The sequence below is a fragment of the Acidovorax radicis N35 genome (assembly GCF_000204195.1).
In the GTDB taxonomy this organism is placed as follows: Bacteria; Pseudomonadota; Gammaproteobacteria; order Burkholderiales; family Burkholderiaceae_C; genus Acidovorax; species Acidovorax radicis.
The window spans coordinates 12132-37288 of the sequence record NZ_AFBG01000020.1; the positions used below are offsets into that span (position 1 = coordinate 12132).

The 25157-nt window shown below is 67.5% G+C and carries 25 protein-coding genes; 11 read left to right on the plus strand and 14 right to left on the minus strand.

Annotated features, from left to right (window positions below):
* Positions 1-49 precede the first annotated feature (49 nt).
* Positions 50-1489, minus strand: coding sequence for a signal recognition particle-docking protein FtsY (ftsY, locus tag ARADN35_RS0113870; RefSeq protein WP_373404746.1), 1440 nt, complete (start codon positions 1487-1489; stop codon positions 50-52).
* Between the two features lie 27 nt (positions 1490-1516).
* Between ftsY and ARADN35_RS0113875 the strand changes: the two genes are divergently transcribed.
* Genes ARADN35_RS0113875 through rsmD form a run of 3 tightly spaced genes read left to right on the plus strand, consistent with a single transcriptional unit; the run spans position 1517 to position 5029 of the window.
* A complete protein-coding gene (locus ARADN35_RS0113875; RefSeq protein WP_010463123.1) occupies positions 1517-2962 on the plus strand; it encodes a M16 family metallopeptidase in 1446 nt (481 codons plus the stop codon).
* Positions 2963-2984: 22 nt separating this feature from the next.
* Entirely contained in the window at positions 2985-4331 is a 1347-nt protein-coding gene (locus ARADN35_RS0113880; protein ID WP_029414016.1) for a M16 family metallopeptidase, read from the plus strand.
* Positions 4328-5029 (plus strand): 16S rRNA (guanine(966)-N(2))-methyltransferase RsmD, encoded by a 702-nt coding sequence (gene rsmD, locus ARADN35_RS0113885; protein WP_010463128.1) that lies wholly within the window; start codon positions 4328-4330, stop codon positions 5027-5029. The genes ARADN35_RS0113880 and rsmD overlap by 4 nt, the downstream gene beginning before the upstream one ends.
* A gap of 33 nt (positions 5030-5062) precedes the next feature.
* Here the strand turns inward: rsmD and ARADN35_RS0113890 are convergent, their stop codons facing one another.
* The 8 genes from ARADN35_RS0113890 to ARADN35_RS0113925 all read right to left on the minus strand — a co-directional run bounded on the left by ARADN35_RS0113890 (position 5063) and on the right by ARADN35_RS0113925 (position 13153).
* Positions 5063-6784 carry a DUF4832 domain-containing protein gene (locus ARADN35_RS0113890; protein WP_139019199.1) on the minus strand — a complete coding sequence of 574 codons (1722 nt, stop codon included), beginning with the start codon at positions 6782-6784 and terminating at the stop codon, positions 5063-5065.
* Between the two features lie 57 nt (positions 6785-6841).
* Complete coding sequence (locus tag ARADN35_RS0113895) at positions 6842-7255, minus strand: hypothetical protein (RefSeq protein WP_010463131.1); 414 nt, start codon at positions 7253-7255, stop codon at positions 6842-6844.
* A complete protein-coding gene (locus ARADN35_RS26985) occupies positions 7255-7725 on the minus strand; it encodes a lysozyme inhibitor LprI family protein (RefSeq protein WP_010463134.1) in 471 nt (156 codons plus the stop codon). The genes ARADN35_RS0113895 and ARADN35_RS26985 overlap by 1 nt, the downstream gene beginning before the upstream one ends.
* A 53-nt stretch (positions 7726-7778) precedes the next feature.
* Complete coding sequence (locus ARADN35_RS0113905) at positions 7779-8099, minus strand: hypothetical protein (protein WP_010463137.1); 321 nt, start codon at positions 8097-8099, stop codon at positions 7779-7781.
* Between the two features lie 16 nt (positions 8100-8115).
* Positions 8116-9822, minus strand: a complete 1707-nt coding sequence (locus tag ARADN35_RS26990) for a TPM domain-containing protein (protein ID WP_010463138.1) — start codon at positions 9820-9822, stop codon at positions 8116-8118.
* A 202-nt stretch (positions 9823-10024) separates the two neighbouring features.
* Entirely contained in the window at positions 10025-11206 is a 1182-nt protein-coding gene (locus ARADN35_RS0113915; RefSeq protein ID WP_010463140.1) for a helix-turn-helix transcriptional regulator, read from the minus strand.
* Between the two features lie 125 nt (positions 11207-11331).
* Positions 11332-12132, minus strand: coding sequence for a DUF3667 domain-containing protein (locus tag ARADN35_RS0113920; RefSeq protein ID WP_010463141.1), 801 nt, complete (start codon positions 12130-12132; stop codon positions 11332-11334).
* A gap of 220 nt (positions 12133-12352) precedes the next feature.
* A complete protein-coding gene (locus tag ARADN35_RS0113925; RefSeq protein ID WP_081474638.1) occupies positions 12353-13153 on the minus strand; it encodes an IPTL-CTERM sorting domain-containing protein in 801 nt (266 codons plus the stop codon).
* A 384-nt stretch (positions 13154-13537) separates the two neighbouring features.
* On the opposite strand from ARADN35_RS0113925, the gene ARADN35_RS0113930 reads away from it, so the two are divergent.
* Together ARADN35_RS0113930 and coaD are read left to right on the plus strand one after the other, a co-directional pair.
* Positions 13538-14767 carry a helix-turn-helix transcriptional regulator gene (locus tag ARADN35_RS0113930; protein ID WP_244265905.1) on the plus strand — a complete coding sequence of 410 codons (1230 nt, stop codon included), beginning with the start codon at positions 13538-13540 and terminating at the stop codon, positions 14765-14767.
* A gap of 146 nt (positions 14768-14913) precedes the next feature.
* A complete protein-coding gene (gene coaD, locus ARADN35_RS0113935) occupies positions 14914-15414 on the plus strand; it encodes a pantetheine-phosphate adenylyltransferase (protein WP_010463145.1) in 501 nt (166 codons plus the stop codon).
* An 87-nt stretch (positions 15415-15501) separates the two neighbouring features.
* Here coaD and ARADN35_RS0113940 read toward each other — a convergent pair whose 3' ends face one another.
* Positions 15502-16440 carry a LysR family transcriptional regulator gene (locus ARADN35_RS0113940; RefSeq protein ID WP_010463148.1) on the minus strand — a complete coding sequence of 313 codons (939 nt, stop codon included), beginning with the start codon at positions 16438-16440 and terminating at the stop codon, positions 15502-15504.
* 111 nt (positions 16441-16551) lie between these two features.
* Between ARADN35_RS0113940 and lysA the strand changes: the two genes are divergently transcribed.
* Positions 16552-17796 (plus strand): diaminopimelate decarboxylase, encoded by a 1245-nt coding sequence (gene lysA, locus ARADN35_RS0113945; protein WP_010463150.1) that lies wholly within the window; start codon positions 16552-16554, stop codon positions 17794-17796.
* 490 nt (positions 17797-18286) lie between these two features.
* On the plus strand, positions 18287-18973 hold the full coding sequence (locus tag ARADN35_RS0113955; RefSeq protein ID WP_010463152.1) for an N-acyl amino acid synthase FeeM domain-containing protein: 687 nt from the start codon (positions 18287-18289) through the stop codon (positions 18971-18973).
* Between the two features lie 39 nt (positions 18974-19012).
* On the opposite strand, the gene ARADN35_RS0113960 is transcribed toward ARADN35_RS0113955, so the two are convergent.
* The 4 genes from ARADN35_RS0113960 to ARADN35_RS0113975 all read right to left on the minus strand — a co-directional run bounded on the left by ARADN35_RS0113960 (position 19013) and on the right by ARADN35_RS0113975 (position 21385).
* A complete protein-coding gene (locus ARADN35_RS0113960; protein WP_010463154.1) occupies positions 19013-20026 on the minus strand; it encodes an NAD(P)H-dependent glycerol-3-phosphate dehydrogenase in 1014 nt (337 codons plus the stop codon).
* Between the two features lie 58 nt (positions 20027-20084).
* Positions 20085-20543 (minus strand): protein-export chaperone SecB, encoded by a 459-nt coding sequence (gene secB, locus ARADN35_RS0113965; protein WP_010463156.1) that lies wholly within the window; start codon positions 20541-20543, stop codon positions 20085-20087.
* Positions 20544-20648: 105 nt separating this feature from the next.
* Complete coding sequence (grxC, locus tag ARADN35_RS0113970; RefSeq protein WP_010463158.1) at positions 20649-20909, minus strand: glutaredoxin 3; 261 nt, start codon at positions 20907-20909, stop codon at positions 20649-20651.
* Positions 20910-20977: 68 nt separating this feature from the next.
* Complete coding sequence (locus tag ARADN35_RS0113975; protein WP_010463160.1) at positions 20978-21385, minus strand: rhodanese-like domain-containing protein; 408 nt, start codon at positions 21383-21385, stop codon at positions 20978-20980.
* Positions 21386-21472: 87 nt separating this feature from the next.
* Between ARADN35_RS0113975 and gpmA the strand changes: the two genes are divergently transcribed.
* From gpmA to ARADN35_RS26395, 4 genes are all read left to right on the plus strand, one after another.
* Positions 21473-22216 (plus strand): 2,3-diphosphoglycerate-dependent phosphoglycerate mutase, encoded by a 744-nt coding sequence (gene gpmA, locus ARADN35_RS0113980; RefSeq protein ID WP_010463162.1) that lies wholly within the window; start codon positions 21473-21475, stop codon positions 22214-22216.
* A gap of 122 nt (positions 22217-22338) precedes the next feature.
* Positions 22339-23775 (plus strand): S41 family peptidase, encoded by a 1437-nt coding sequence (locus ARADN35_RS0113985; RefSeq protein ID WP_010463164.1) that lies wholly within the window; start codon positions 22339-22341, stop codon positions 23773-23775.
* Positions 23776-23855: 80 nt separating this feature from the next.
* Entirely contained in the window at positions 23856-24605 is a 750-nt protein-coding gene (locus tag ARADN35_RS0113990) for a HesA/MoeB/ThiF family protein (protein ID WP_010463166.1), read from the plus strand.
* 113 nt (positions 24606-24718) lie between these two features.
* Complete coding sequence (locus ARADN35_RS26395; RefSeq protein ID WP_035197925.1) at positions 24719-25147, plus strand: response regulator; 429 nt, start codon at positions 24719-24721, stop codon at positions 25145-25147.
* The last annotated feature ends 10 nt before the right edge of the window (positions 25148-25157 follow it).

Genomic DNA, 25157 nt, shown 5'->3' on the forward strand with positions numbered 1-25157 from the left:
GGGCCATGGATTACTGTCGGAAGCGGGCGGGCGCTCTTTGAACAGGTTCTCAGGTCAGCAGCGCCTGCGCAAACTCTCGCGCGTTGAAGGTTTCCAGGTCTTCGAGCTTTTCGCCCACGCCGATGAAATACACCGGGATCGGACGCTCCTGCGCGATGGCAGCCAGCACGCCGCCCTTGGCGGTGCCATCGAGCTTGGTCACGATGAGGCCGGTGAGCTGCAGCGCATCATCAAACGCCCGCACCTGGGCCAGCGCGTTCTGGCCGGTGTTGCCGTCGATCACCAGCAGCACCTCGTGCGGGGCCGTGGCGTCGGCCTTGGTCACCACGCGGCGAATCTTTCGCAGCTCTTCCATCAGGTGCAGCTGCGTGGGCAGGCGCCCGGCGGTGTCCACCAGCACCACGTCCTTGCCGCGCGCCTTGCCGGCGGTCACCGCGTCAAAGCTCACGGCGGCCGGGTCGCCGCCTTCCTGGCTCACGATTTCGACCGTGTTGCGGTCGGCCCAGACACCGAGCTGCTCGCGCGCTGCCGCGCGGAAGGTGTCGGCCGCCGCCAGCAGCACGGCCGCGCCTTCGCCAGCGAGGTGTTTGGTGAGTTTTCCGATGGAGGTGGTCTTGCCCGCGCCGTTGACGCCCGCCACCATGATCACCGTAGGGGTGTGCTCGCCGATGACCAGGGCTTTTTCGAGGGGGCGCAGCAGGTCGGTCAGCGCATCGGCCAGCAGGCCCTTGACGGCGGCGGGGTCGGTGGCCTTGGCCTCCTTCACGCGGCGCTTGAGGTCGGCCAGCAGGTGGGTGGTGGCCTTGACGCCCGTGTCGGCCATGAGCAGCGCTTCTTCCAGCTCTTCATACAGCGCATCGTCGATCTGCGTGCCGGTGAATACCGTGGTGATGCTGCTGCCCGTCTTGCGCAGGCCGGCCTTCAGGCGATCCAGCCAGCCCTTGCGTTCGGCCACGGGTTCGGGAATCGCGGGCGTCGGGACTTGAACAGCGAGGGGCGCCGGGGCTGCCGGGACAGGCGAAGACGCTACGGGCGCAGGTGGCGGGGTGAAGCTGGCAGGCGACGGGCGCACCACGGGCTGGGGCGTGGGGGCTAACTGCGTGGGCGCAGGCGTCAGCGGAGCAGGAGCGGCAACAGAAATCGGCGTTGCCACGGGCGCAGGCACCGCTGGCTCGGGCGGCTTGCTGCCAAACGGGTTGCGCAGCCAGCCAAACGCAGAGGGAGCTGGCGCGGGGGCGGGCACAACGGGTGCAGCAGGCAGGGCGGGGGGGACCACCGATGGCATGGGCGCTGGAGCGGGAGCCCATGGGGCGGGCGAGGGCGTGGCGACGGTGGGCGGGACCGGCGCGAACCCGGGCAATGGGGCCGGCGGTGTACCAGGAGGCGTGGCAGGCGTTGCAGCAGGTGCCAGCGGGGCCACTACAGGTGCGGCGGCCTCCGGTGTGGGGGCGGACTCGGGGGTGGGCTTTTTCTTGAAAAAACTGAACATTGGAGGGTTCTTAGAATCAGCCATTCTATGAAACGCGCTTTCACCCTACTGGGCCTGCTGGCCTGCCTCTCGTCCGGGGCTGCCTTTGCGGCAACGCCTCCCGCCCCTCAACCCCCCGCTGCGCCTTCCACCACGCCGTCCGTCACGGCCTCTGGCGCGCAGCAGTTCACGCTCAAGAACGGCATGCAGCTCATCGTGCAGCCCGACCGCCGCGCCCCCACGGCCGTGCACATGGTCTGGGTGCGGGTGGGCTCCATGGACGAAGTGGACGGCACCACGGGCGTGGCCCATGTGCTCGAACACATGCTGTTCAAGGGCACCAAGACGTTGCCGCCGGGCGAGTTCTCGCGCCGCGTGGCCGCCCTGGGCGGGCGGGAGAACGCGTTCACCAGCCGGGACTACACAGGCTACTACCAGCAGATCCCTTCCAACCGGCTCGAAGACGTGATGAAGCTCGAATCCGACCGGTTCGCCCACAACCACTGGCCGGATGAGGAATTCAAGAAAGAGCTGGAGGTGGTGAAGGAAGAGCGCCGCCTGCGCACCGAAGACCAGCCCCGCGCCATGCTGGCCGAGCAGCTGTTTGCCGCCACCTTCACCGCGTCGCCCTACCGCCGCCCCATCGTGGGCTGGATGAGCGACCTCGATGCCATGACGCCCAACGACGCGCGCGCCTTCTACCGCCAGTGGTACACCCCCACCAACGCCGTGGTGGTGGTGGCCGGCGATGTGGATGTGGCCCAGGTGCGGGCGTTGGCCGAAAAGTACTACGGCAGCATTCCCGCCCATGCGCTGCCCGAGCGCAAGCCGCGCACCGAGCCCACGCAGCAGGGCCTGCGCCGCATTGCCGTCAAGGCCCCGGCCGAACAGGCCTATGTGGCGCTGGCCTTTCGCACCCCCAGCCTGGACCGCGTGGAAAACCTTACCGACACCGACCGCGACGCCCTCGCGCTGATGGTGCTGTCGGCGGTGTTCAGCGGCTACGACGGCGCCCGCCTCGACCGTGCGCTCACCCAGGGCGAGAACCGCGTGGCCGACAGCGCCAACAGCAGCGCCATGGTCACGGGGCGTGGCCCCAGCCTGTTCATGCTCAACGGCGTGCCCGCTGCAGGCAAGACGGCCCAGCAGGTGGAAGACGCCCTGCGCGCCGAGGTGGCCCGCGTGGCCCGCGATGGCGTGAGTGAGGCCGAACTCGCCCGCGTCAAGACGCAATGGATCGCCTCCACCGTGTACGAGCGAGATTCGGTGATGAACCAGGCGCAGGAACTGGGCGGCAACTGGGTGCAGGGCTTTCCGCTCGACGCCAACGAACGCCTGCTGGAGCTGCTGCGCACCGTCACGCCCGCCCAGGTGCAGGCCGTGGCTGCCAAGTATTTTGGCGACGACCAGCTCACGGTGGCCACTTTGCTGCCACAGCCCCTGGATGCCCCCCGCGCCCGCCCCACACTGCCGCCCGGCGCTGTGATCCGTTGAACCCGCACTGGGGCCTTTGTACATGATTACTCTCAAAAACATAGCTGCTCGCGCTTTACTGATAAGCGCTGGAGCCGTTTTTTATTCAAACTCTGCCTGGGCGTTGCTGCCGATCCAGCACTGGACGGAGCCCAGCGGCGCCAAGGTCTACCTGGTCGAAAGCCCGGTCATCCCCATGGTGGATGTGCAGATCGACTTTGACGCCGGCAGCCGCCGCGACCCTGCGGCCCAGGCGGGCCTGGCCAGTGCCATGGCCGCCATGGCCAGCAAGGGCGTGAAGGCCCTGGGCAATGAGCCCGCGCTCGACGAGAACGGCCTGGGCGAGGCCTGGGCCGACCTGGGCGCCAATTTCGAGGCGGCCGCCGACAATGACAGGCTGCAGTATTCGCTGCGCTCGCTCACCGACCCACCACTGCTCGACAAGGCCGCCCGCCTGGCCGCGCGCCAGATCGGCGAGCCCAGCTTTCCAGCCGACGTCTGGCCACGCGACCGCGCCCGCTGGAGCGCCAGCATCAAGGAGTCGCTGACACGCCCGGCCACTGTGGCCAACCACGCGTTTGAAGCTGCCGTGTACGGCAGCCACCCCTACGGCGTGCAGACCACCGCAGAGACGCTGGCGCGCATCAACGTGGCCGACATGCAGGCGTTCCACACCCAGCACATCGCCGCCTGCCGCGCCAAGGTCAGCATCGTGGGCGCCGTGTCGCGCGCGCAGGCCCAGGCGCTGGTGGCCACGCTGCTGTCGCGCCTGCCCGCCAGCACCGGCTGCGCGCCGCTGCCGCCCGTGGGCGAGATCAGCGCGCTGGCCGCGCCGGTGGAGCAGACCCTCCCCTTCACCTCGGCCCAGGCCCATGTGCTCATCGGCCAGCCGGGCTTCCAGCGCCGCGACCCGGACTTTGTGGCGCTGCTGGTGGGCAACCACATCCTGGGCGGAGGCGGTTTTGTCTCGCGCCTGACCAACGAGGTGCGTGAAAAGCGCGGCCTCAGCTACAGCGTCTATAGCTACTTCGCCGCCGGCATGCATGCCGGTGCCTTCACTGTGGGCCTGCAGACCCGCCCCGACCAGGCGGCCCAGGCCGTGAAGGTCTCGCGCGACGTGATCGCGCGCTTCGTGGCCGAAGGCCCCACCGAAGCCGAGCTGCGCGCCGCCAAGGACAACCTCATCGGCGGCTTTGCGCTGCGCATCGACAGCAACAAGAAACTCCTGGGCAACGTCGCCAACATCGCCTGGAACGAGCTGCCGCTCGACTACCTGGACCAGTGGACGAAGAAGGTCGAAGCCCTCACCGTGGCCGACGTGCGCACGGCCATGGCCAAGAAGCTGCAACCCGAACGCATGGTGACCGTGGTGGTGGGGGGCAAGCCATGAGCCGCTCGACCCTGAAAACCACCGCCATCAACGCTGAGATCCGCAAGGCCCAGACCGCGGCGGCCACCCCCCCGGCTGCCGCCACCGGCAAAAAGGGCGCGCCCAAAAACAAGGACAAGGCGGCCGCAGCCGCTGCGCCCAAGGGCGCGGGCGAAATCCGCATCATCGGCGGGCTGTGGAAGCGCACCCGCCTGCCCGTGGCGCAGCGACCCGGCCTGCGCCCCACACCCGATCGCGTGCGCGAGACCCTGTTCAACTGGCTGGGGCAGGACCTGGCGGGCTGGCGCTGCCTGGACGCCTTCGCGGGCACCGGCGCCCTGGGGCTGGAGGCTGCCTCACGCGGTGCCAGCGCCGTGCAGCTGGTGGAAAGCGATGCCGCCCTGGTGGCCCAGCTGCACACCCTGCAGCAGCGCCTGCAGGCCACCGCCGTGCGCGTGCAGCGCGGCGACGGGATTGCCGCCCTCAAGCAGGCGGCGCCTGCCAGCATCGACCTGGTGCTGCTGGACCCGCCGTTCGACAGCGACCTGTTCAGCGCCGCCCTGCAGGCCGCCGCCAAGGCGGTGGCCGCCGATGGGTTTGTGTACCTCGAAGCGCCCCGCGTTTGGGCCGATGAAGAGCTGGCCCCGTGGGGACTGGCTGTGCACCGCCACCTCAAGGCGGGTGCGGTACACGCGCACCTGCTCAAACGCAGCGCCTGAGCCGAAGCTGCGGGCCCGCAGGCCCGCGGCACCCTACCGTTTCAACGTCGCCAGCCGGGCGCTGCCGTCGGCCTCGGTGCCCGACATGTTCCAGCGCAGCGTCTGAGGCAGCCCCGCCAGCGTGGGCTGGCGCACCCAGGCCAGGTGCACCGTGTAGTTGCCAGCGGGTGGGCTCGGCAGGGTCCAGGTGGTGTTGATCTGTGCGGGCTGGCCCGGAAGAATCGCACGCGCCTGGGCGGCGCTCAGCAGCTCCCGGCTGGCCACCACCTGGCCTGCGACATTGCGCAGCTGCGCCTGCAGTTGCCAGGGGGTGTAGAGCGGTGCGTTGCCCGTGTTGTCCACGCGCGCCTGCACCTGCACCGTGCTGGGCGTGGGGGTCGTGACGGTGATGGGCCCCAGGGCAAAGCGGTAGCCCGCCTCGCGCCCCACGGCGGCCAGGTCGGCCTGTTCGGTGCCCGGGAAGCTGGACCACGGCGCGTTCAGGTTGCCGTTGCCCACGGTGGACACATGAAAATCGCGCACCTGCTGCAGCGCGGTGGCCGCGTTGGTCTTGGTGTCCCCGGGGCCGAAGGGGCAGAACTCCGCGATCCAGGGGGCGGTCTTCCAGCGGTCCGAGATCTGTGCCCAGTCGCTCGGGCGGTCGGTCCACTGCTTCATGAAGCCGTCCTGCGCCAGGCAGTCCCAGCGCAGGCCCACGGGCAGCGCGGTGGTGGTCTGCTGGAAGAACGCATATTGCAGCGTGTCCAGATTGGCATGCGGGATGAGCATCGCATGTTGCGCATTGGGAAAACTGTCGAAATGCATCTGTGCAAGGCTGCGCTTGGTGGCGTTGGAGGCCGGGGTGATGCCAGGGGGCGCCGTGGTGTAGACCACATTGGTGGTGTTCATGGCCCACTCGCCATATTGCCCATACAGGCCCACGTCGATCCAGGCCAGGTCGGAGGTATCCCCCAGCCCGGTGGCCACGGCCTGCAGCAGGGCCTGCATGCGCTCCAGCACATAGGGGTGGTTCCAGTTGGGCACCAGCGTGGGCGGCAATGCGGGCGCGGGCGGGGTGGGGGCGGGCATCGGGGCCGTCCACACGCAGGCGGGGTTGGGTGCCGAGCATTGCGGCTGTGCCGTGCCCGCACCGTGCAGGTAGGTGGGCACGTCCAGCGTGTTGGTGCCGTAGCCGCGCATGGCCTGGATGCGAAAGGCAAACTGCCGGCCCGCAGCCCGCGCGGCATCGCGCGCGGCCACCAGGTTGCCGAGGTTGTATTGGCCGGGTGTGTTGCCTTCCAGGTCTTTCCAGAGGTAGCGCTGGTAGGCGGCCTGGGGCGGTGCCGATTGTGCGAGCGGCACGTCACCCGGGTCCGAGCGCCACTGGTAGTAGCCCCGGCCGGGGTTGGGGGTCAGGTCGCTGGCGATGGCCAGGGGCGTGAGCAGGGAGTTCACCGAAACCACGCTCCATCCCGCGCTGGGCGGGGGTGGCGCCGGAGGCGGTGGCGGTGGCGGTACCGAGGGGGGCTGCGATGGCGGCGGCGATGGGGGTGGTGCAGACGGGGGCTGCACCGGCGGTGCCGTGGGGGCGGGCGGGGGCGGCGCTGGGGGTTCCGGCGTGGGCCCCGGTGCGGGTGCGGGGGCCGTGCCTGGGGCGGGAGTGGGAGTGGGAGCCTCGTTGGCGTCCCCGCCGCCACAGGCCGCCGCAAACAGGGCAGCCGCCAGGGCCGTGAGCCGCGCCATGCGGACAGGGTGCAAGGTGCTGAGGGTGTTCATGGACGCCATTTTTTGAATGAAATTGGGCTCTAGCGCTTATCCGATAAGCGTTAGAAGCTATTGTTTTTGATGTGATCTGTCCGGCGCAGTGGCCAGGGCTTCCGGGATCACCGTCAACCGCAATACATCGCCCTCCAGCGTGTAGGCGAAGGTGTAGTGGCCCGGCTCCAGGGTGGCGCGGCCTTGGGGGAAGGAGGTGTCGGTCACGTCGACGAGCTGGCGCTGGGCCAGCTGGATGCGCGTCTTGCGGTAGTGCGCCAGCATGGCCGGAAAGGCGTGCCACCGGCTGGTCTGGCCGGGCCGCAAGGGGCCGAGGTCCACGTCGCTGCGGGTGCCCGGCAGGCCCTGCCAGACATGCTCGAACACCTCCTGGCTGTGGTTGCGCACGCGCAGCCACACCGTGGGTTGGTCCTGCGCGTGGGCCAGTCCGGGTGCCAGCATGGGGAGCAGCCGCAGGAGTGTGCGGCGCATCATTCCGAATCCTTCAGGCTTTGCAGGTCCATGCTCAGGTCGCACACCCGCGCGCGGCGGCGTTCCAGCGCGGCGCCAGCGATGTTGAGCGCGGCCGATGTGCCCTGGTCGGCATGCAGCATGGCGTCCCAGTGGCCCTGCGCGGTGTCAAACGCCAGCCATGCGCGCTGTGCCGCACGCAGGGCGTCGCGCCGGGTCGGGCCGGCGGCCTTGAGGGCCTGGGCGTAGATGCGGTTGAGCTCCTTGTCCCATGCGGCGTAGGCGGCAGACTGGGCGTCGCGCAGGTCCACCGTCACGCCGCCGCTGCGCTCGGACGCCGCCGCCAGGGCCTTGTCGATGGGGTGGGCGGTGGGCTGCCCGCAGAAGTGTTCGGCTGCCTGGGCTGTCTGTGTCCCGGTAGCCAGCAGGGTGAGTGTGGTCAGCAGTGCGAGGGTGGTGCTGCAAAGCGGCTTGAGCAAGGGATGGTGCATGGAGGCTTGTCCTTCTTTGCGGATTTTTTCTTTCGAGGAGGGGTGCCGCCAGCTCATGCGCCCACCCACAGCAGCGCTGCCACGGTGGCCAGCAGCGCCAGCACGGTGTAGGCGACCACCGCGCCACCGGTGGCGGCAGCGACGCTGGCCACGGTGGACCAGCCGCGCGCCTGGCCCCAGTGCGCGAGGTGACGCGCCAGCCACAGCGCGCCGATCCAGCCCAGCACCAACAGCCCGGCCAGGGTGCCCAGCAGTTTTCCGCCCTGCGCGGAGTTCATGCCGTTGCTGCCCAGCAGTGCCGTGAACATGAAGAACAGCGCGGGCAGCAGGCTGGCGGCGCCAGCCAGGAGCATGGCGAAGGTCGAGGCAGACATGCCGAACGCTTGGTCCCTATTCCGTCACGCTGTAGCTCAGCACGTCCAGCGACTGCGTGTCCTTGGGGTTCCACGACAGGCCCGCCGCACGCGCGATCAGGGTGTAGGTCTTGCCCTGCTCCAGCTTGCCGCCGGGCTGCAGCGCCATGGTGCGCGGGTCGACGTAGAGCATCGTGGTCAGCCCCTCGGCGCTGCGCATCAGCACGGCCTGCTTGCCGTTTTTGACCTTCGCATCGTTGACCCAGGCGGCCTTGTTGCCGGCGGGCGGATTGAGCGCCTCGACGGTGCCCGACAGGCGCACGATCTTGCGCCAGACCTTGCTGTCCTTCGGGTTGGTGACCTTGCCGTTTTCAGCGGCATCGGCCTTTTGGATGTCGCCCAGCGACTGGTAGGCGATGGTCCAGTCGGCGTGGCTGGTATCGCGGCGCAGGTGGTCGGCTGCGAGCATCAGGTTTTCGGTCCAGTTGCCGCAGGCGCTCTTTTTCTTGCACAGCGCCCAGGCCGTGTTCATCCAGCGCTTGAGCTGCTCCGTCTTGTCGTGGCTGCCCATCTCCAGCGCGACGCCCGATCCCAGCACGGCGGCGGCCTGGTTCTGCTCAGGTGCCACCACCAGCACGGCACCGTTGCCCACATCGAGCTTGCCCACGCGCAGCTGGCGCATCATGGCGTGGGCGTATTCCTCGGCGGTCTTGCCGCCCAGGTCCTTCACCAGCAGGGTGACGATCTCCACGCCCGTCTTCTGCGCATGGTCGTACATCTGCTTTTCAAACTGCGCACGGATGGCCGGGTCCAGGATGCCGAACTCGTCGTAGATGAACTGTGTGCCCTTGGACGGGATGGCGGCAGCGTCCACCTTGGGCAGGGTTTCGGCCGCGGCGGCCAGGGCTGGGGCGGGCGTCTTGGCCGAGGGCACCGCGGGTGCTGCAGTGGGCGCCGGCGCCTTGGCCACCGTGGTAGCTGGTGCCGGGGCGGGTGTTGCGGCAGCGGGTGCCGGTGCAGCGGGGGCAGCCGCTGCGGTGCGCACCGGCAATCCGCCCGAGCACTGCGGCCCACCGCCTTGCAGCTCGCAGGCTTCCTTCCAGCCAGATTCGATGGCGGCCAGGCGTTTCTTGCGGCCGGGGTGGGTTTCGCCGTCCTTCTCGGGGATCAGCGTGGCGATGGCGCGCTGGGCGTCGGCCAGCGGCGCGCCCATCTTGTAGAGCACAAAGCCGCTGAACTTGTCGGACTCCAGCTCGATGGGCGGCTGGCTGCCGCCGGGCACGATGGTGTGGCCCGACAGGTGGTGTCCGATCTCGTGGGCCATGATGCTCACAGGCGCCCAGTTGTTGGATTTGGTGGCCTGGATCACCTCGCCCATGAAGCCGGGGTTGTAGGCGATCACGCGGCGCGGGATCTTGTCCGGCCCCGCCATGATCACCGCCGCCGCATTGGGCACCTTGCCCTCCACCACCACAAAGTTGGCGGGCAGGCCGGTGTATTTCATGATCTCGGCCACCACCTGCTTGCCGGTGGCGCCGCCCTTGGACAGGTCGGGCGGCGAGAACGCCAGCGGGCTGCCGTCGTACGAACACGCCTGCAGGGTGGCCGCCAGTTCGGCGGCCAGCTGGGCCTTGCTGGGCTTGGCGACAGCGGCGGTCTTTTGCGCCATGGCCAGGCCCCCAAAGGCCAGGCCCATCATTGCGGCGCAGGCGAAGGCGACGGGGCGAACATTGCTGTGTTTCATGGGGATGGGTTCCTTGGGTTGGGATCAGTGAATGCGGTGGCCGTTTGCGCTGCGTGTTGCGCGCAGCCGTCGAAACTGGCGCGCCCCAAGCCAGGGCGACCGAGCAACGGCCGCCCTGCAGTGAGGGCCGCGTCCCCTTGCCCGCATTGCGCAGCAATGCGAGAGCGGGGGGAAGGCGCCGAAGGCGACTCAGGGGGGTGTCTCATGCTGTCACGAGGGCCGCCACGCGCAGCACGCGCTGGGCCAGTTCGGCCTGGCCGCGTGTGCCGGTCTTGGCGTACAGGCTGGCCAGCTGGGAGCGCACGGTGGGCATCTTCACGTGCCGGTTGTCGGCCATTTCGCGCGGCGTCATGCCCTGCAGCAGCAGGGGCAGCAGGGCGGCTTCGGCGGGGGTCAGGCCATAGAGCGCGCTGCACACCGACACCGTGGCACCCGCGTGGGGCGGTGCCTCGGGCACCAGGATGAACTGGGCCAGCGGCTCGGCGGCGGGCCCCGGGCCATTGCGCAGCGGCGCGGCCAGGGCCACCAGCGTTCCCGGCGCCGGGTCCTGCTGTGTCTGCAGCCGGGCCGAGACGGGCGAGCGTGTGCTCAGGCTGGCGGTGAGCAGTGGCGTCAGCCCGGGGTGGATCTGCGCCAGCTGCAGGGGCTGGCGCGCCTGCCAGCCCGTGGCGTTGCGCAGCAGGATGCGGCATTCGTCCTCCACCCCCAGCCAGGCGCGGGCATGTTCGTTCAGGTAACGCACCTCGCCACGCTGGTTCGCATGCATCAGCCCCAGGGGCAACTGGTCCAGCGTGCGCTCCAGCGCACTGCTGTGGCGGCGGGCCCGCTGCAGGCGGCGCTGGGCACGCATGAGGCTGCGCACCCAGGGCGTCACGGCGCGCAGCCGGGCAAATTGTTCGGGGGTGAACTCGCTCTGGCCCAGGTCGTTGTACATCGCCAGCACGTGCATGCCCACCTCGGGCGAGGCCTCCACGATGCTGTTGACCATGGCGTCGATGCCCAGGGGTTTCAGGTAGTCGGCATAAAACGCGCCCCGGCGCAGCGCCTGGGTGCCCACCAGCTGCTGGCTCAGCGAGCCCCCGCGTGCCAGCGCCTGGGCCTGCTGGCGCTCCAGCGCCTCGCTCCAGGCATCGCTGCCCTGGATCAGGTTCGCGTAGCGCGCCAGAAAATCATCGGGCATGCCCCATTGGTAGGCGGCCAGCGGGTCGTCCGAGCCGGGCAGGGGGCAAAACAGCACCACCTTGTGGCTGCCCAGCGATTCGCCCACACGGTGCAGCAGGCGCTCCACCATGCCGGGCTCGCCCAGGGCCTCCAGGCTTTCGGCCATCAGGGTCTCGAAACCCGGTATTCCCACAGGCTGCGGGTCCCGCTCTTCACCGCTCAATGGGGGCTCCTCATCAGGTTGAATGATCTGCGCCGGATGGTAGGGTCGATGTCCCCGCCGCAACATCATTCAGATGAAGGATGTGGCTGCGGCCCGACAGGTTTTCATGAACTTGTTCACGGTTTTCAGGCGCCCATTTGCCACAGCACGAGTTCGACCACTGCGCGGGCATAAAGCTGGGTGGCCTGCCACTTGAGCGCCGCGAACAGCGCGCCGGCCAGCAGCAGCCGCCAGCCATCGCGCCGCAGGTCCAGCACCAAAAACTGCCGCAGCGCCACCATGAGCATCAGCGTCTGCAGCGCCGTCATGTACCAGGGCGACCAGGCCTTGTGCCACTTGAGCAGGCCGGGAGACGGCGCCAGCACCAGCGGCAGCTGGTTGACCATCTGCAGCGCAATGAACACCGCCTGGCAGTACAGCGCCAGGGCCAGCAGCTCGGCCGCGTTGTAGCCCCACCGGCGGAAGACCATCCACATGCTGGCAAACGCCGCCACCGCACCCAGCGAGAACGACCACTTGGAATACCCGGCGACCAGCGCGTACATGCGCTGCGCCGCCTCGCTGGGCAGCTCGGGCCGCAAATAGTCGGTGTGGCCCAGCACGATCAGCAGGAAGCCGATGGCCAGGCACAGCAGGGTCAGCGGGTGGGGGTGGTCCTTGCGCTGGCCCAGCACGTATTCGCGTGCGGTGGTGCCGGGCTGGGGCAGCACGCGCAGTGCGTTGCGGATGGTGCTCCATTCAAACCAGCGAAAACGCTCCCAGGCCTCCTTGCGCACGGTGCTGCTGCCCATGCGCGCGGCCTTTTTCTGCCCGCACTGCGCACAAAACGGGCCGGTGAGCGGTGCACCACAGTTCAGGCAGGCCTGGGTGTTGAACAGCGCGTCGCTGACGGCGGTGGGGGTGGGCCGGGGCGGGGTGAGGGTCACAGAAGAAGGCGCGTGCCGTGCAGGGATGGGCTGCGGATCGTAGGCCGTAACGTGGCGCCCGCCATCGTTCACATGAACGATGTGGCGCGGGGCATTGGCTGGAGGCGTGCGTTGCCAACCCTGTGCGGATCGGCTGCCAAGTCTGCGCTGCAGACGCTGAATTGCTATATTTTGTATAGCTATTGGCGCTTGATGGACAAGCGCCAGGGGCCAAAAAGGCTTAAAACTGCTTGCGGCGCAGCGCCGCCATGCCCACCGTGGCCGCCCCCAGGGCCAGCAGGATCAGCGCCCACTCGCTCAGGGTGGGAACGGGGGTGGCAGCGGGCGGGGCGCTGCAGGTGGCGTGCCAGGGCGTGCTGCCTGTGGCCGTGTCCCAGGCAGCGCTGGCCGAAGGGGTCAGCTGGTTGGGGCACAGGGCCGACGCGCTTGCCACCAGGGCTGCGGGCGGGGCGGGCACCGGGCCGGTGAGCTGGTTGTTCTCCACGCGCAGCTGCTCCAGCGTTGGGGGCAGGGCGGGCAGCGGGCCTGTGAACTGGTTGTTGTGGGCGTGGTAGCGGAAGAAGTGGGTCAGGCCCGAAGGGCTGGGCAGCGTGCCTTGCAGGTCGTTGTGGGAGACGTCGAGCGACCTCAGCTCTGGCAGCCCCGAAATGGGGGGCAGCCGCCCAGCCAGTTGGTTGTCGCTGAGGTTGATGGTGCGGATGTCTGGCAGCGCGGACCAGTCGGGCAGCAGGGCGCCCACGGGGTCCGTGAGGTTGTTGCTTTGCACGCTCAGGGCGGTCACGGTGTTTTCGCCGGCGTCGCAGGTGACACCAATCCAGGTGCATTCGGTGCCCGGTGCGCCCAGCCAGTTGTTGCTGAAGTTCCAGGCGGGGCCATTGGTGTGGTGGTAGAAATCCACCAGAAACTGCCGCTGGCCGGCCGGTATGGCGGCCTGGGCCGAGGTGGCGGTCAGCACGGCCAGGGCCATGGCCACGCTGGCGCCAGCGCGGCGAAAAAGGGGGGAGGTGCAGCAAGAATTCATGGGGAAGGGGTCGGAATAGAGGAAACGAAAATTGCTCGCCTGCCCTGCCGAGGGCCCAGGCGGCGGCGTGGCCAGAATGTAGAAATGGGGCCCTGGCCTGCCTATCCGCCACCTGGAGGAGTCGCGTGGGTCCGCACTGCTCTGGCGCTGTGAACGGGTGGGATGTCTCTTTGGGTAACAAGTGGTCGCAAGCGTCGGCGCCGTGCGACATCATTCGCTTGAACGATGTGGCGGCAGCCGGTGGGCCGTACCATCCGCCGCTCTTCGTTGTGCGAGGCCTCAGAGCCTCGCGCACCGGTCTTCGGGGCGGCCAGGAACTCCGGGTGGTCCGGTGCCCGGCGAGATCGTGAACAGGCCCTTGAGGGGCCCCTTTTGGAAAGGTTTTTGTTGCACCACGCTCTGGGTGAATTGCTGGGCTCCGTGGCCGACGATGCGCGCTGGAGCGACGCGCTGGCCCGCTACGCCGCCAGCTTTCGCGCGGACCTGCTCGGTGGCGCCTTCCTGGCCAGCGGCCTGGACCAGCTGGCGCAGTGGGGCGCTGAGTTTGCGGCGCACCCCGAGGTGGATTACTGGCTGCAGTCGCCCTCGAGCGACGGCGCGCCCGCGCTGCTGGCGATGGGCGTGACCCCCGAGGCGGCGCGGCGTTATGCCACGCACTTTCGGCTGCAAGACCCGCTGTGGGACGACGCGATGGCGCAGCGCGCGCGCCTGGGCGCAGCGGGCACTTGGGTGGCCACGGACGCGCCCGTGCACGCCACGCGTGGCTTTCGCCGCACCGAGATCTACAGCGACTTCCTGCGCGAATACGGCATCGGAACCCGCATGTTTGGCGGCAGCCAGGGCGCATCGCACCCGGTGGGCAATCTGTTCATGTCGGTGTACCGCCAGGGGGATGACGAGGGGTTTGCGCCGGAGGAAGTCGCGCGCTTTCGCGCGGAGTTTGGCGGCGTGCAGCGCGCCGCGTTTCTGCACCGCGAGATGGTGGCCCTGCGCGCGCGCACCCAGGGCGTGGAGTCGCTCATGGAGCAGATGCCCATGGGCCTGCTGTTTTTTGACACGGCGGGCCGCCTGTTGCACGCCAATGCGCGCACCCGGCTGCTGAGCGCCCGGCCGGAAAGCGCCGCCCTGCGGGCCCTGCTGCGCGGTCCGCTGCTGGCCAGCACGGCCGATGCGGCGCTGCGCGCGCTGTTCCAGCAGTCACTGTTGGGGCGCAGTGGCTGTGTGGAACTGCCCGGCACGGAGGGCGGGCTGCTGCTGGTGACGCTGCCCCTGAGCGACCTGGCCGCGCTGGGCGTGTGCCTGCGCGCGCCGGGCGTCGCCTGGGTGGTGCTGGAGCGCAGCCTGTGCAGCGAGGCCGCCGTGGCCCTGGCCCGCCAGGCCTACCGCTTGAGCCCGTCCGAGGCCGACCTGCTGCTGGCGCTGATGCGCGGCCAGACCCCGCAGGATTTTGCGGACGCGCGCGGCTCGCGCATCTCGACCGTGCGCACGCAGATGAGCGCGCTCCTGGCCAAGACGCGCACCCAGCGCCAGCAAGACCTGGTGGCACTGGTGGCCCGGCTGATGCTGCTGGCGCCGGGCCAGGTGGCGCAGGGAGCGTTGCCGGCGGGCCCGTAGCGGCGCAGGTCTGCCACGCGCCGGTGCACTGCGACCTCATGTTGCAGTGCACTGCATAATGCGCGCACGCGGCCCGGCTGGCCTCCACAGGGCAGGCGCCCGGGGCCGGGGCCAACGTCATTCCGCCAGACAGGAGACAACCAGCCATGGCCCAGAACGTGCTCGCCGTTTACCCCGGAACCTTTGACCCCATCACGCTGGGCCATGAAGACGTGGTGCGCAGGGCCACCCAGTTGTTCGAACGCGTGATCGTGGCCGTGGCGGCGGGGCACCACAAGAAGACCCTGTTCAACCTGGAAGAGCGGATCGACATGGTCCGCGAGGCGGTCAAGGGCTACCCCCAGGTGCAGGTCGAAGCCTTCTCGGGCCTGCTGCGCGACTTTGTCGTGGAGCGTGGCGGCAAGGCCATGGTGCGTGGCCTGCGCGCCGTGACCGACTTTGACTACGAGTTCCAGCTGGCGGGCATGAACCGCAGCCTGATGCCGCAGGTGGAAACCGTGTTCCTCACCCCCAGCGACAAATACCAGTTCATCAGCAGCACCTTTGTGCGCGAGATTGCCGTGCTGGGCGGGGAGGTGCACAAGTTCGTGTCGCCCTCGGTGCAGGAGCGGCTGGCCGAGAAGGTCCGCACCCTCACGCCGCCCTGAGTTTTGCCTGAAAACAGGTACTGGCGCTTATCCGTTAAGCGCTGCTAGCTATTTAATTAATAGCGTTCGTGCCGCCAGGGGTGGTGGCTAAGCCAACGCCTGAAGGCGGCGCGCCACTTCCGCAGCTTCGGCCCGCAGGGCCTCCAGCATGGGCAACACCTCGGGCAGCGGTGGGCGGTACAGCGGCAGCACGGCCGCCACGCTGAACGGGATCGAAAACGCGAGCCGCCGCACCACCAGCCGGCCATTCGCCGCAGCCGTCAGGGCCGTCAGCGGGTTGACGATGGCCAGCCCCAGGCCGTGCTCCACCATCGCGCACACCGCTGCGGCGCTGTGGGTTTCCATGCGCAGCGTGCGCGGCACGGCGGCCTCGGCAAAGCGCGCGTCAATGATGCGGCGGTAGGGGTCGTCGGCCGACAGGCTCACAAAGGGCTGGCCGGCAAAGTCCGCCAGCTGCAGCACGGGTTGCCGGGCCAGGGCGTGGTCGGCGGGCAGCACGGCCACTTCGTCCAGGGTGAGCAGCACCTCGGCGCGGGTGCCGGGTGGGGCGGCGGTCTGCTCGCACAGGCCCAGGTCAAAACGCTGGGCACTCATCCATTCTTCGAGCAGCGGCGAATCCTGCGGCGTGACCGACAGGCGCGCGTGGGGCTGCACCTGCATCAGCCGCGCCGCCGCACCGGGCAGCAGTGCGTGCGCCAGCGCGGGCAAGCACAGCACTGCCAGCTGCACAGCGTCGGGACGGCCCAGCGCCACCGCGCGGCCCACCACGCGTTCCAGGCCCTGCCACGAGCGCTGCACCTCGTCCCAAAGCGCCAGTGCCCGCGCGTTGGCCCGCAGGCGGCCCTGGATGCGTTCGAACAGCGCATAGCCCAGCAGCGATTCCAGCCGGGCCAGCTCGCGGCTCACCGTGGGCTGCGAGCTGTGCAGCAGGTCGGCCGCGCCGGTGGCGCTGCCGGCGGTCATCACGGCGCGAAACACTTCGATGTGCCGGTGGGTGATGCGGTGGGCCAGTGGCGTGTCGGTCATGCGCGGAGCATATCCAAAATGAATGAATGTTGGAAATAAAAGCATTCGACCAAATACCTGTCAGGGGGCATCATCCGGGCTTCCATTCAGCCTTGTGTCTTCGGAGTCTCCATGTCCAACCCCTTCTCGCCCGCCCAGTTGTGGTCTTTGGCCGACCAGTTCGGTACCCCGCTGTGGGTGTACGACGCGGCCACCATCCGCCAGCGCATTGCCCAGGTGTCCAACTTCGAGACCATCCGTTTCGCGCAGAAGGCCTGCTCCAACATCCACATCCTGAAGCTCATGCGCGAGCAGGGCGTGAAGGTGGATGCGGTCTCGCGCGGCGAGATCCTGCGCGCGCTGGCGGCGGGCTACACGGCCGGCGGAGAGTCGTCAGAGATCGTCTTTACCGCCGACCTGTTCGACGCCGCCACGCTCGACTGCGTGGTCGAACACGGCGTGCCGGTCAACGCGGGTTCCATCGACATGCTGCACCAGCTGGGCGCGCGCTCGCCCGGCCACGCCGTGTGGCTGCGCATCAACCCCGGGTTTGGCCACGGCCACAGCAACAAGACCAACACCGGCGGCGAGCACAGCAAGCACGGCATCTGGCACACCGACCTGCCTGCGGCGCTGGCCGCGATCGCGCAGCATGGCTTGAAGCTGGTGGGCCTGCACATGCACATTGGCTCGGGCGTGGACTACAGCCACCTGGCCGAAGTCTGCGGCGCCATGGTGGGCCTGGTGCGCACGGCCCATGCGGCGGGGCATGACCTGCACGCCATCTCGGCCGGTGGTGGCCTGTCCATCCCCTACCGCAGTGGCGACCCGGTGGTCGACACCCAGCACTACCACGGCCTGTGGGACGCTGCACGCCAGCAGGCCGAGGCCATCGTGGGCCACAAGCTGGGCCTGGAGATCGAACCCGGCCGCTACCTGGTGGCCGAATCCGGCGTGTTGCTGGGCCAGGTGCGTGCCACCAAGAACGCAGGCAACAACCACTTCGTGCTGGTCGATACCGGCTTCAACGAACTCATGCGCCCGTCGATGTACGGCAGCTATCACGCCATGAGTGTGCTGCGCCGCGATGGCGCCACGGAGGCAGAGCACCCCACCGTGGTGGCGGGACCCCTGTGCGAATCCGGCGACGTGTTCACGCAGGGCGATGGCGGCGTGGTGCTGCCGCGCGACCTGCCAGGCGCCCAGGTGGGTGATCTGCTGGTGATCCACGACACGGGGGCCTATGGCGCATCGATGTCCTCCAACTACAACACGCGCCCCTTGATTGCCGAGGTGCTCGTCGATGGTGGCCAGGCGCGCCTCATCCGCCGCCGCCAGACGGTGGACGAGCTGCTGGCGCTGGAACAGGGGCTTTGATCGCGCTGGGGGGCGGGTACCGCTCCGACAGCCGGTAGGCATGCGCCTACGGCCATGCGCAGTGCAGGCGCACAAGGGCGGGAAAAGCGGGGCCATACAGTGAAATCACTTATCCCCTTCAACCTTTCTCAGGAGATCACTATGCCCATCATTGCTTGGCTGCTCGGCGTCCCATTGTCCGTGGTTCTGTTGCTCATGCTGTTCGGCGTGTTCTGATCGCGCCCCGCGAGGGGTCCTAAAAAAAGCCGCAGTGCGCCCGTTTCGGGGCGCCCTGCGGCTTTTTGCTGGGCGGTGCCGGGAGTGGCCCCCGCATGCCTTTTGCCAAGGCCGTCCGGCCGTTGGTCCGCTTCCCGCATTGCCCCGGGCTGCAATGGAACGAGGAAGCCGCTAAGCTGCACTTCCTCTCTCAATGGAGCGCCGAGGGTCCGGCTGCTTGGCGCCACGCACAGGGCGCGGGTAGGTGGGGCGCATCAGAAGAACTGGAGTCCCCATGCATGCCGAAGAACAGACGATTGTCGAGCTTGCCTACCCGGGCGAGTACCTGAGCCGCCTGGGATGTCCCGAGACCAAGACCTGCAAGATCCGCCTGTCGCGCAAGGGCCAGGGGCTGCTGGCCCGCATGTATGCCCGCAAGGGCTACAGCATGCAGGCCACCTTGTCGCACGACTGCGACCTGAGCAGCCTGGTGGTGCAGATCGACGGGCAGTCGCAAGGGACGATTTCGGTGCGCATGGACGACGGGCACCTGGCGGCCGAGGAGCAGTACCCCGAGTTCATCGCCGAACTGCGCCAGCGTGGCGCGCGCATCTGCGAAATGGGCAAGCTCGCGATGGACCCGGAGGTGCGCTCCAAGCATGTGCTGGGTGCCATCTTCCACATTGCGTGGATCGTGGCCTTCCGGGCACGGCGGGCCACCGACATCGTCATCGAGGTGAATCCGCGCCACGCCCCGTTCTATCGGCGCATGCTGTGTTTTGACCAGATCGGCCCCGAGCGCATGTGCGAGCGTGTGGGTGCGCCCGCCGTGCTGCTGCACATCGGCGCCGACAAGGGGCGCCGCCTCATCGACCAGTTTGGTGGCCAGCCCAAGCTGGCCAGCGAGGAGCGCAGTTTTTACCCGTATTTTTTCCACCCCGACGATGAAGAGGGGCTGCTGCGGCGCCTGTCGGTGGGGTAACCCTCACGGTGCTGTGCAAGGGGACTGCGTCACACCTTCTCAGAGCTCGCCCCGGGGGCCGCGCCCCATGAGCTGCGCCACGGCCTCGGCAGGTTGCAGGCGGCCGTCGAGCAGGGCCACGGCTGCCTCGGCGATGGGCATGTCCACGCCCAGGGTCTGTGCACGCTGCACCACGGTGCGGGCGCTGTAGACGCCTTCTGCCACATGGCCCAGGGATTCCACCGCCTGCGCCAGGGTCTGGCCCTGCGCCAGCAGCATGCCCACGCGCCGGTTGCGCGACAGGTCGCCGGTGGCGGTCAGCACCAGATCGCCCAGGCCGGACAGGCCCATGAAGGTGTCGGGGCGTGCGCCCAGCGCCAGGCCCAGCCGCGTCATCTCGGCCAGCCCGCGGGTAATGAGGGCGGCGCGGGCGTTGAGCCCCAGCGCCAGCCCGTCGCACAGGCCGGTGGCGATGGCCAGCACGTTTTTCACCGCCCCGCCCACTTCCACGCCCACGATGTCTTCGTTGGCGTACACGCGCACACTGGGGCTGTGGAAGGCGTTGACCAGTGCATCACGCACGGCGGCATGGGGGCTGGCGGCCACCAGGGCCGTGGGCTGCCCCAGCGCCACTTCCTGCGCAAAGCTTGGGCCGCTGAAAACACCTGCTATCAAATCAGGAGCTACTTGCGCTTGTACCTCATGCGCCAGCAGTCCAAAAGATGCTGAATCGGCACCGGTGGCCACGGCCTCAAAACCCTTGCACAGCCACGCCACAGGGGCGGTGCAGCCGGCAAGCGCCCGCAGCATGCCGCGCAGCGCCGCCATGGGTGTGGCCACGATGACCAGGTCGGCACCCGGCAGCAGCGTGGCAAAGTCGCCGTCTGCAATGGTGAGGGAAGCGGGGAAGGCGATGCCGGGCAGGTAGCGCGGGTTCTGGCGCTCCCCACGCATGCTGCCTGCCTGGGCGGCGTCGCGCGCCCAGAGCGTGACCGCATGGCCGGCAGGGTGCTGGGCCGCGCTCATGGCAAGCGCAGAACCCCAGGCACCGGCACCCAATACTATGATTTTCATAGCTTTTGGCGCTTATCTATCAAGCGCTAGAGGCCAAAAAGCCTCTAAACGCTGATGATTACTGCGTGATGATGGGCGAAGCCTGGCCGGCGGCCTGCGCTTGTTGCTGCTCGTACATGGCCTGGAAGTTGATCTCGGCCAGGTGCACGGGCGGGAAGCCGGCGCGGTTGATCACGTCGGCCACGTTGCCGCGCAGGTAGGGGTACACGATCTGTGGGCAGGCGATGCCCATGATGGGGCCCATCTGGTCTTCCGGCACGTTGCGGATTTCAAAGATGCCGGCTTGCTTGGCTTCGACCAGGAACACGGTCTTGTCCTTGATCTTGGTCTGCACGGTGGCGGTCACGGCCACTTCGTAGATGCCTTCGGCCACGGGAGTGGCTTCCACACCCAGCTGGATGTCCACGCTGGGCTGCTCTTGTTCGAGCAGGATGCCGGGGGAATTGGGTTGTTCCAGCGACAGGTCCTTCAGGTAGACGCGTTGGATCTGGAATACGGGGTTTTCTTGGTCGGCCATGGTGAAGTCTCTTATGCAAACGGGTTTCAGCAAAACGAAACCCGCCGGGGATCAGCTCCCGCAGCGGGCACATGGGGCTGCATTATGCAGCGCCCGGTGAGGGGGTCAGGCGGCGCCCAGCAGGGGCATCAGCTCGCCGCGACTGTCCAGCGCCACCAGATCATCGTGGCCACCCACGTGGGTGTCGCCGATGTAGATCTGCGGCACCGTGCGGCGGCCGGTGATCTCCATCATATGGACGCGCGCGGCGGGGTCGGTGTCGATGCGGATCTCTTCGATCTGCTCCACGCCTTTGGACTTGAGGATCTGCTTGGCCCGGATGCAGTAGGGGCAGACAGCAGTGGTGTACATCTTCACGGGTTGCATGGCGGTTCTTCCTGTTGGGCAACGAGACCAGGCACAAGCCTATCGTCGATGGAATAACTGGGGGCGGTTCAGGCTTTTTCCACAGGCAGGCTGGCTTCGCGCCACGCCTTGAGGCCGCCGGCCATGGCCTGGGCGTTCTCATAGCCCAGCTTCTTGGCCATGGCCACGGCACGGTTGGCGCGGGCACCGGTGGCGCACACCAGCACCAGGGGCAGGGCCTTGTTCTTGACCACGGTGGGCAGGCGCTCTTCGAGCTGGCCCAGGGGCACGTTCTTGGCACCGTTCACATGGCCTGCGGCGAATTCCTCGGTTTCGCAGACGTCGATGACCACCGCCTTTTCGCGGTTGATGAGCTGCACGGCCCGCGCGGGTGTCAGCGAGCCGCCACTGGCGTTCTTGAGGACAGGCCACAGCAACATGCCGCCCGAAGCCAGTGCAACAAAGATCAGATACCAGTTGTCGATAATGAATTTCACGAAGATTCCTTGGGTTGGCGAACAGCGTAATTCTAGAATGCTGGGTTTTGGCCCGCATTTCTTTGACCCGCCTTTCCTGGGGAAACCATGTACAAACTCGTCCTCATCCGCCACGGTGAATCCACCTGGAACCTTGAAAACCGTTTCACCGGCTGGACCGACGTGGATCTCACGCCCACTGGCGTCTCCCAGGCCATGTCGGCCGGCAAGCTGCTCAAGGCCGAGGGCTATGAGTTCGACCTGGCGTTCACCAGCGTGCTCAAGCGCGCCGTCCACACGCTGTGGTACGCGCTCGACGAAATGGACAGCACCTGGCTGCCCGTGGTCAAGGACTGGCGCCTGAACGAACGCCACTATGGCGCCCTGCAGGGGCTGAACAAGGCCGACATGGCCAAGCAGTACGGCGACGAGCAGGTGCTGGTCTGGCGCCGCAGCTACGACACCCCCCCGCCAGCCCTGGAGGCTACGGACCCCCGCAGCGAGCGCAACGACCGCCGCTACGCCGCCCTGGCCGAAGGCAGCGTGCCGTTGACGGAATGCCTGAAGGACACGGTGGCCCGCGTGCTGCCGTTCTGGAACGATGCCATGGCACCCGCCATCCGCTCAGGCAAGCGCGTGGTGGTGGCGGCGCACGGCAACTCCATTCGCGCCCTGGTGAAGTACCTGGACAACATCTCCGAGTCGGACATCGTGGGCCTGAACATTCCCAACGGAATCCCACTGGTATACGAACTCGACGCCGATCTCAAGCCCATCCGCCACTACTATCTGGGCGATGCCGAGGCGGCCGCGAAGGCTGCAGCGGCGGTCGCGTCGCAAGGCAAGGCGTAAAGCCGGGGTAAAGACAGGGAAAACCTGCCGATATTCTGTCGAAAGTGAGCGCCTGTGCGGAACCGCAGCGGGTTTGGTCCTTCCAAGGTGTATATTGGTTTTGAAGCGGTAAAAGGTGTTGTATGGGCCACAAACTCAAAATTGCAGGATGGGTGTCGGTAGGTGTCGTGGCTGGGGCTCTGACGACGGTATCGTTGCAGACGGTAGCCCGCGGCGCGATGACCCCGCTGCCGCTGGAGGAAATCCAGCAGCTGTCGGCGGTGTTTGGCCTCGTGAAAACCGACTACGTCGAGCCGGTGGATGACAAGAAGCTCATCACCGACGCCATTTCCGGCATGGTGGCCAGCCTCGATCCGCACTCCCAGTATTTCGACAAGAAGTCCTTCAAGGAATTCCGCGAAGGTACCTCGGGCCGTTTTGTGGGGGTTGGCATCGAGATCACCCAGGAAGACGGCTTGATCAAGGTGGTATCGCCCATTGAGGGTTCGCCCGCCTTCCGTGCCGGCCTCAAGACCAATGACCTGATCACCAAGATCGACGAAACGGCGGTCAAGGGCCTGTCGCTCAACGATGCGGTCAAGCGCATGCGCGGCGAGCCCAACACCAAGGTCACGCTCACCATCTTCCGCAAGGACGAAAGCCGGACTTTCCCCGTCACCATCACGCGCGAAGAGATCAAGACCCAGTCCGTCAAGGGCAAGGTGGTGGAGCCTGGCTACGGCTGGATCCGCCTGTCGCAGTTCCAGGAGCGCACGGTCGATGACTTCGTGCGCAAGGTGGAAGAGGTCTACAAGCAGGAACCCAACCTCAAGGGTCTGGTGCTGGACCTGCGCAACGATCCCGGCGGCCTGCTGGATGCCGCCGTGGCCATCTCGGCGGCATTCCTGCCGGAAAACGTAACGGTGGTCACGACCAATGGCCAGCTGGCAGACAGCAAGGCCACCTACAAGGCGTCACCCGACTACTACCAGCGCCGCGGCGGTGGTGATCCGCTGCGCCGCCTGCCTGCAGCCCTCAAGTCCGTGCCGCTTGTGGTACTGGTGAACGAGGGCTCTGCATCGGCCAGCGAGATCGTGGCTGGCGCCCTGCAGGACCACAAGCGCGCCACCATCATGGGCAGCCAGACCTTTGGCAAGGGCTCGGTGCAGACCGTGCGCCCGCTGGGGCCGGATACCGGCATCAAGCTGACCACCGCGCGTTACTACACCCCCAGTGGCAAGTCGATCCAGGCCAAGGGCATCGTGCCCGATGTGATGATCGACGAGTCGGAAGAAGGCAACGTCTTTGCGGCCCTGCGCATGCGCGAGGCCGATCTTGACAAGCACCTGGGCAGCGGCCAAGGCGAGGAAAAGAAGGACGAAGCCCGTGAAAAGGCCCGCGAGAGCGCCCTCAAGCGCATGGAGGAAGAGGCCAAGAAGCCAGCCACGGAACGCAAGGCTCCGGAGTTCGGCTCGGACAAGGACTTCCAGCTTGTGCAGGCGCTGAACCAGCTCAAGGGACGGACGGTGCTGGTCAGCAAGACGTTGACAGAACGCAAGGACGAGAAGAAAGAGAATTGAGCTTTCGCTCCCTGCGCTGAAGGCCGGATTTCCAGCGAGATCCGGCCTTTTTTCTTGCTTCTTTTCCAGAGATTTTCGCCATGACCGATGACCAGCTCCTGCGGTACTCCCGCCACATCCTGCTCGATGAGATGGGCATTGAGGGACAGGAGCAGGTGCTGGCGTCCCATGCGGTCATCGTAGGGGCGGGTGGTCTCGGTTCGCCTGCGGCGCTGTACCTGGCGTCTGCCGGTGTCGGCCATATCACCCTGGTGGACGACGATGTGGTGGACCTCACCAACCTGCAACGGCAGATTGCCCACACCACTGCCCGGGTGGGTCGGCCCAAGGTGGAGTCGGCAGCCAGCGCCATGGAGGCCATCAACCCGGGAGTGCGGGTGACGGCGTTGCAGGCGCGTGCCGATGCCACCGTGCTGGATGCGCTGGTGCAGGACGCCTCGGTGGTGCTCGATTGCAGCGACAACTACGCCACGCGCCAGGCCATCAATGCAGCTTGTGTGCGCCATCGCAAGCCCCTGGTTGCGGGGGCTGTCATCCGCTTTGATGCGCAGATCACGGTGGTGGACCCGCGCCACGCCGCGTCGCCCTGTTATGCCTGCATTTTTCCGCCCGAGGCGGAATTTGAAGAGGTGCGCTGTTCCACCATGGGGGTGTTTGCGCCGCTGGTGGGCGTAGTGGGGGCCATGCAGGCGGCTGAGGCTCTCAAGCTGCTCGCGGGCATCGGAACATCGCTGGCGGGGCGCTTGCTGATGCTCGATGGGCGAACCATGGAATGGAGCACCATGAATGTAGCGCGCGCTGCGCACTGCACGGTGTGTGTTGTTCGGTAGGATTATTCCTACAACATCCACGTGTGGTGGCTGGCAGAATCCGTTCAGCCGAACCTCTAAATTTGAGGCTCGACAAGCGCAAACGTGCGCTGACCGTGAAACTGGGCCCTTCTGTGAAACTCCGCACCTACATCGTTGAAGACAACGCCACCATTCGAGAGAACCTGATCGGGACGCTCGAAGAGTTGGCGTCCGTAGAAGCGGTAGGGGTTGCGGAGACGGAGGACGAGGGCAAGAACTGGCTTGCCACCCACGGCGAACAGTGGGACCTGGCGATCGTGGATCTTTTCCTGCGCCAGGGCAGCGGGCTGGGTGTGCTGGCGGCGTGCCGCTCACGCCGCCCCGGCCAGAAGATGGTGGTACTGAGCAACTACGCGACGCCCGATGTGCGCATGCGCTGCGCGCAACTCGGGGTGGATGCGGTTTTTGATAAATCCAACGAAATTGATGCGCTGGTGGATTACTGCATCCAGCACAGCAGCAGCCCTGCGGGAATGGATGCTGCCAACCAATCCTTCTCGGCGCCTGGCCACTCGCTGTGACGTTCGGCCC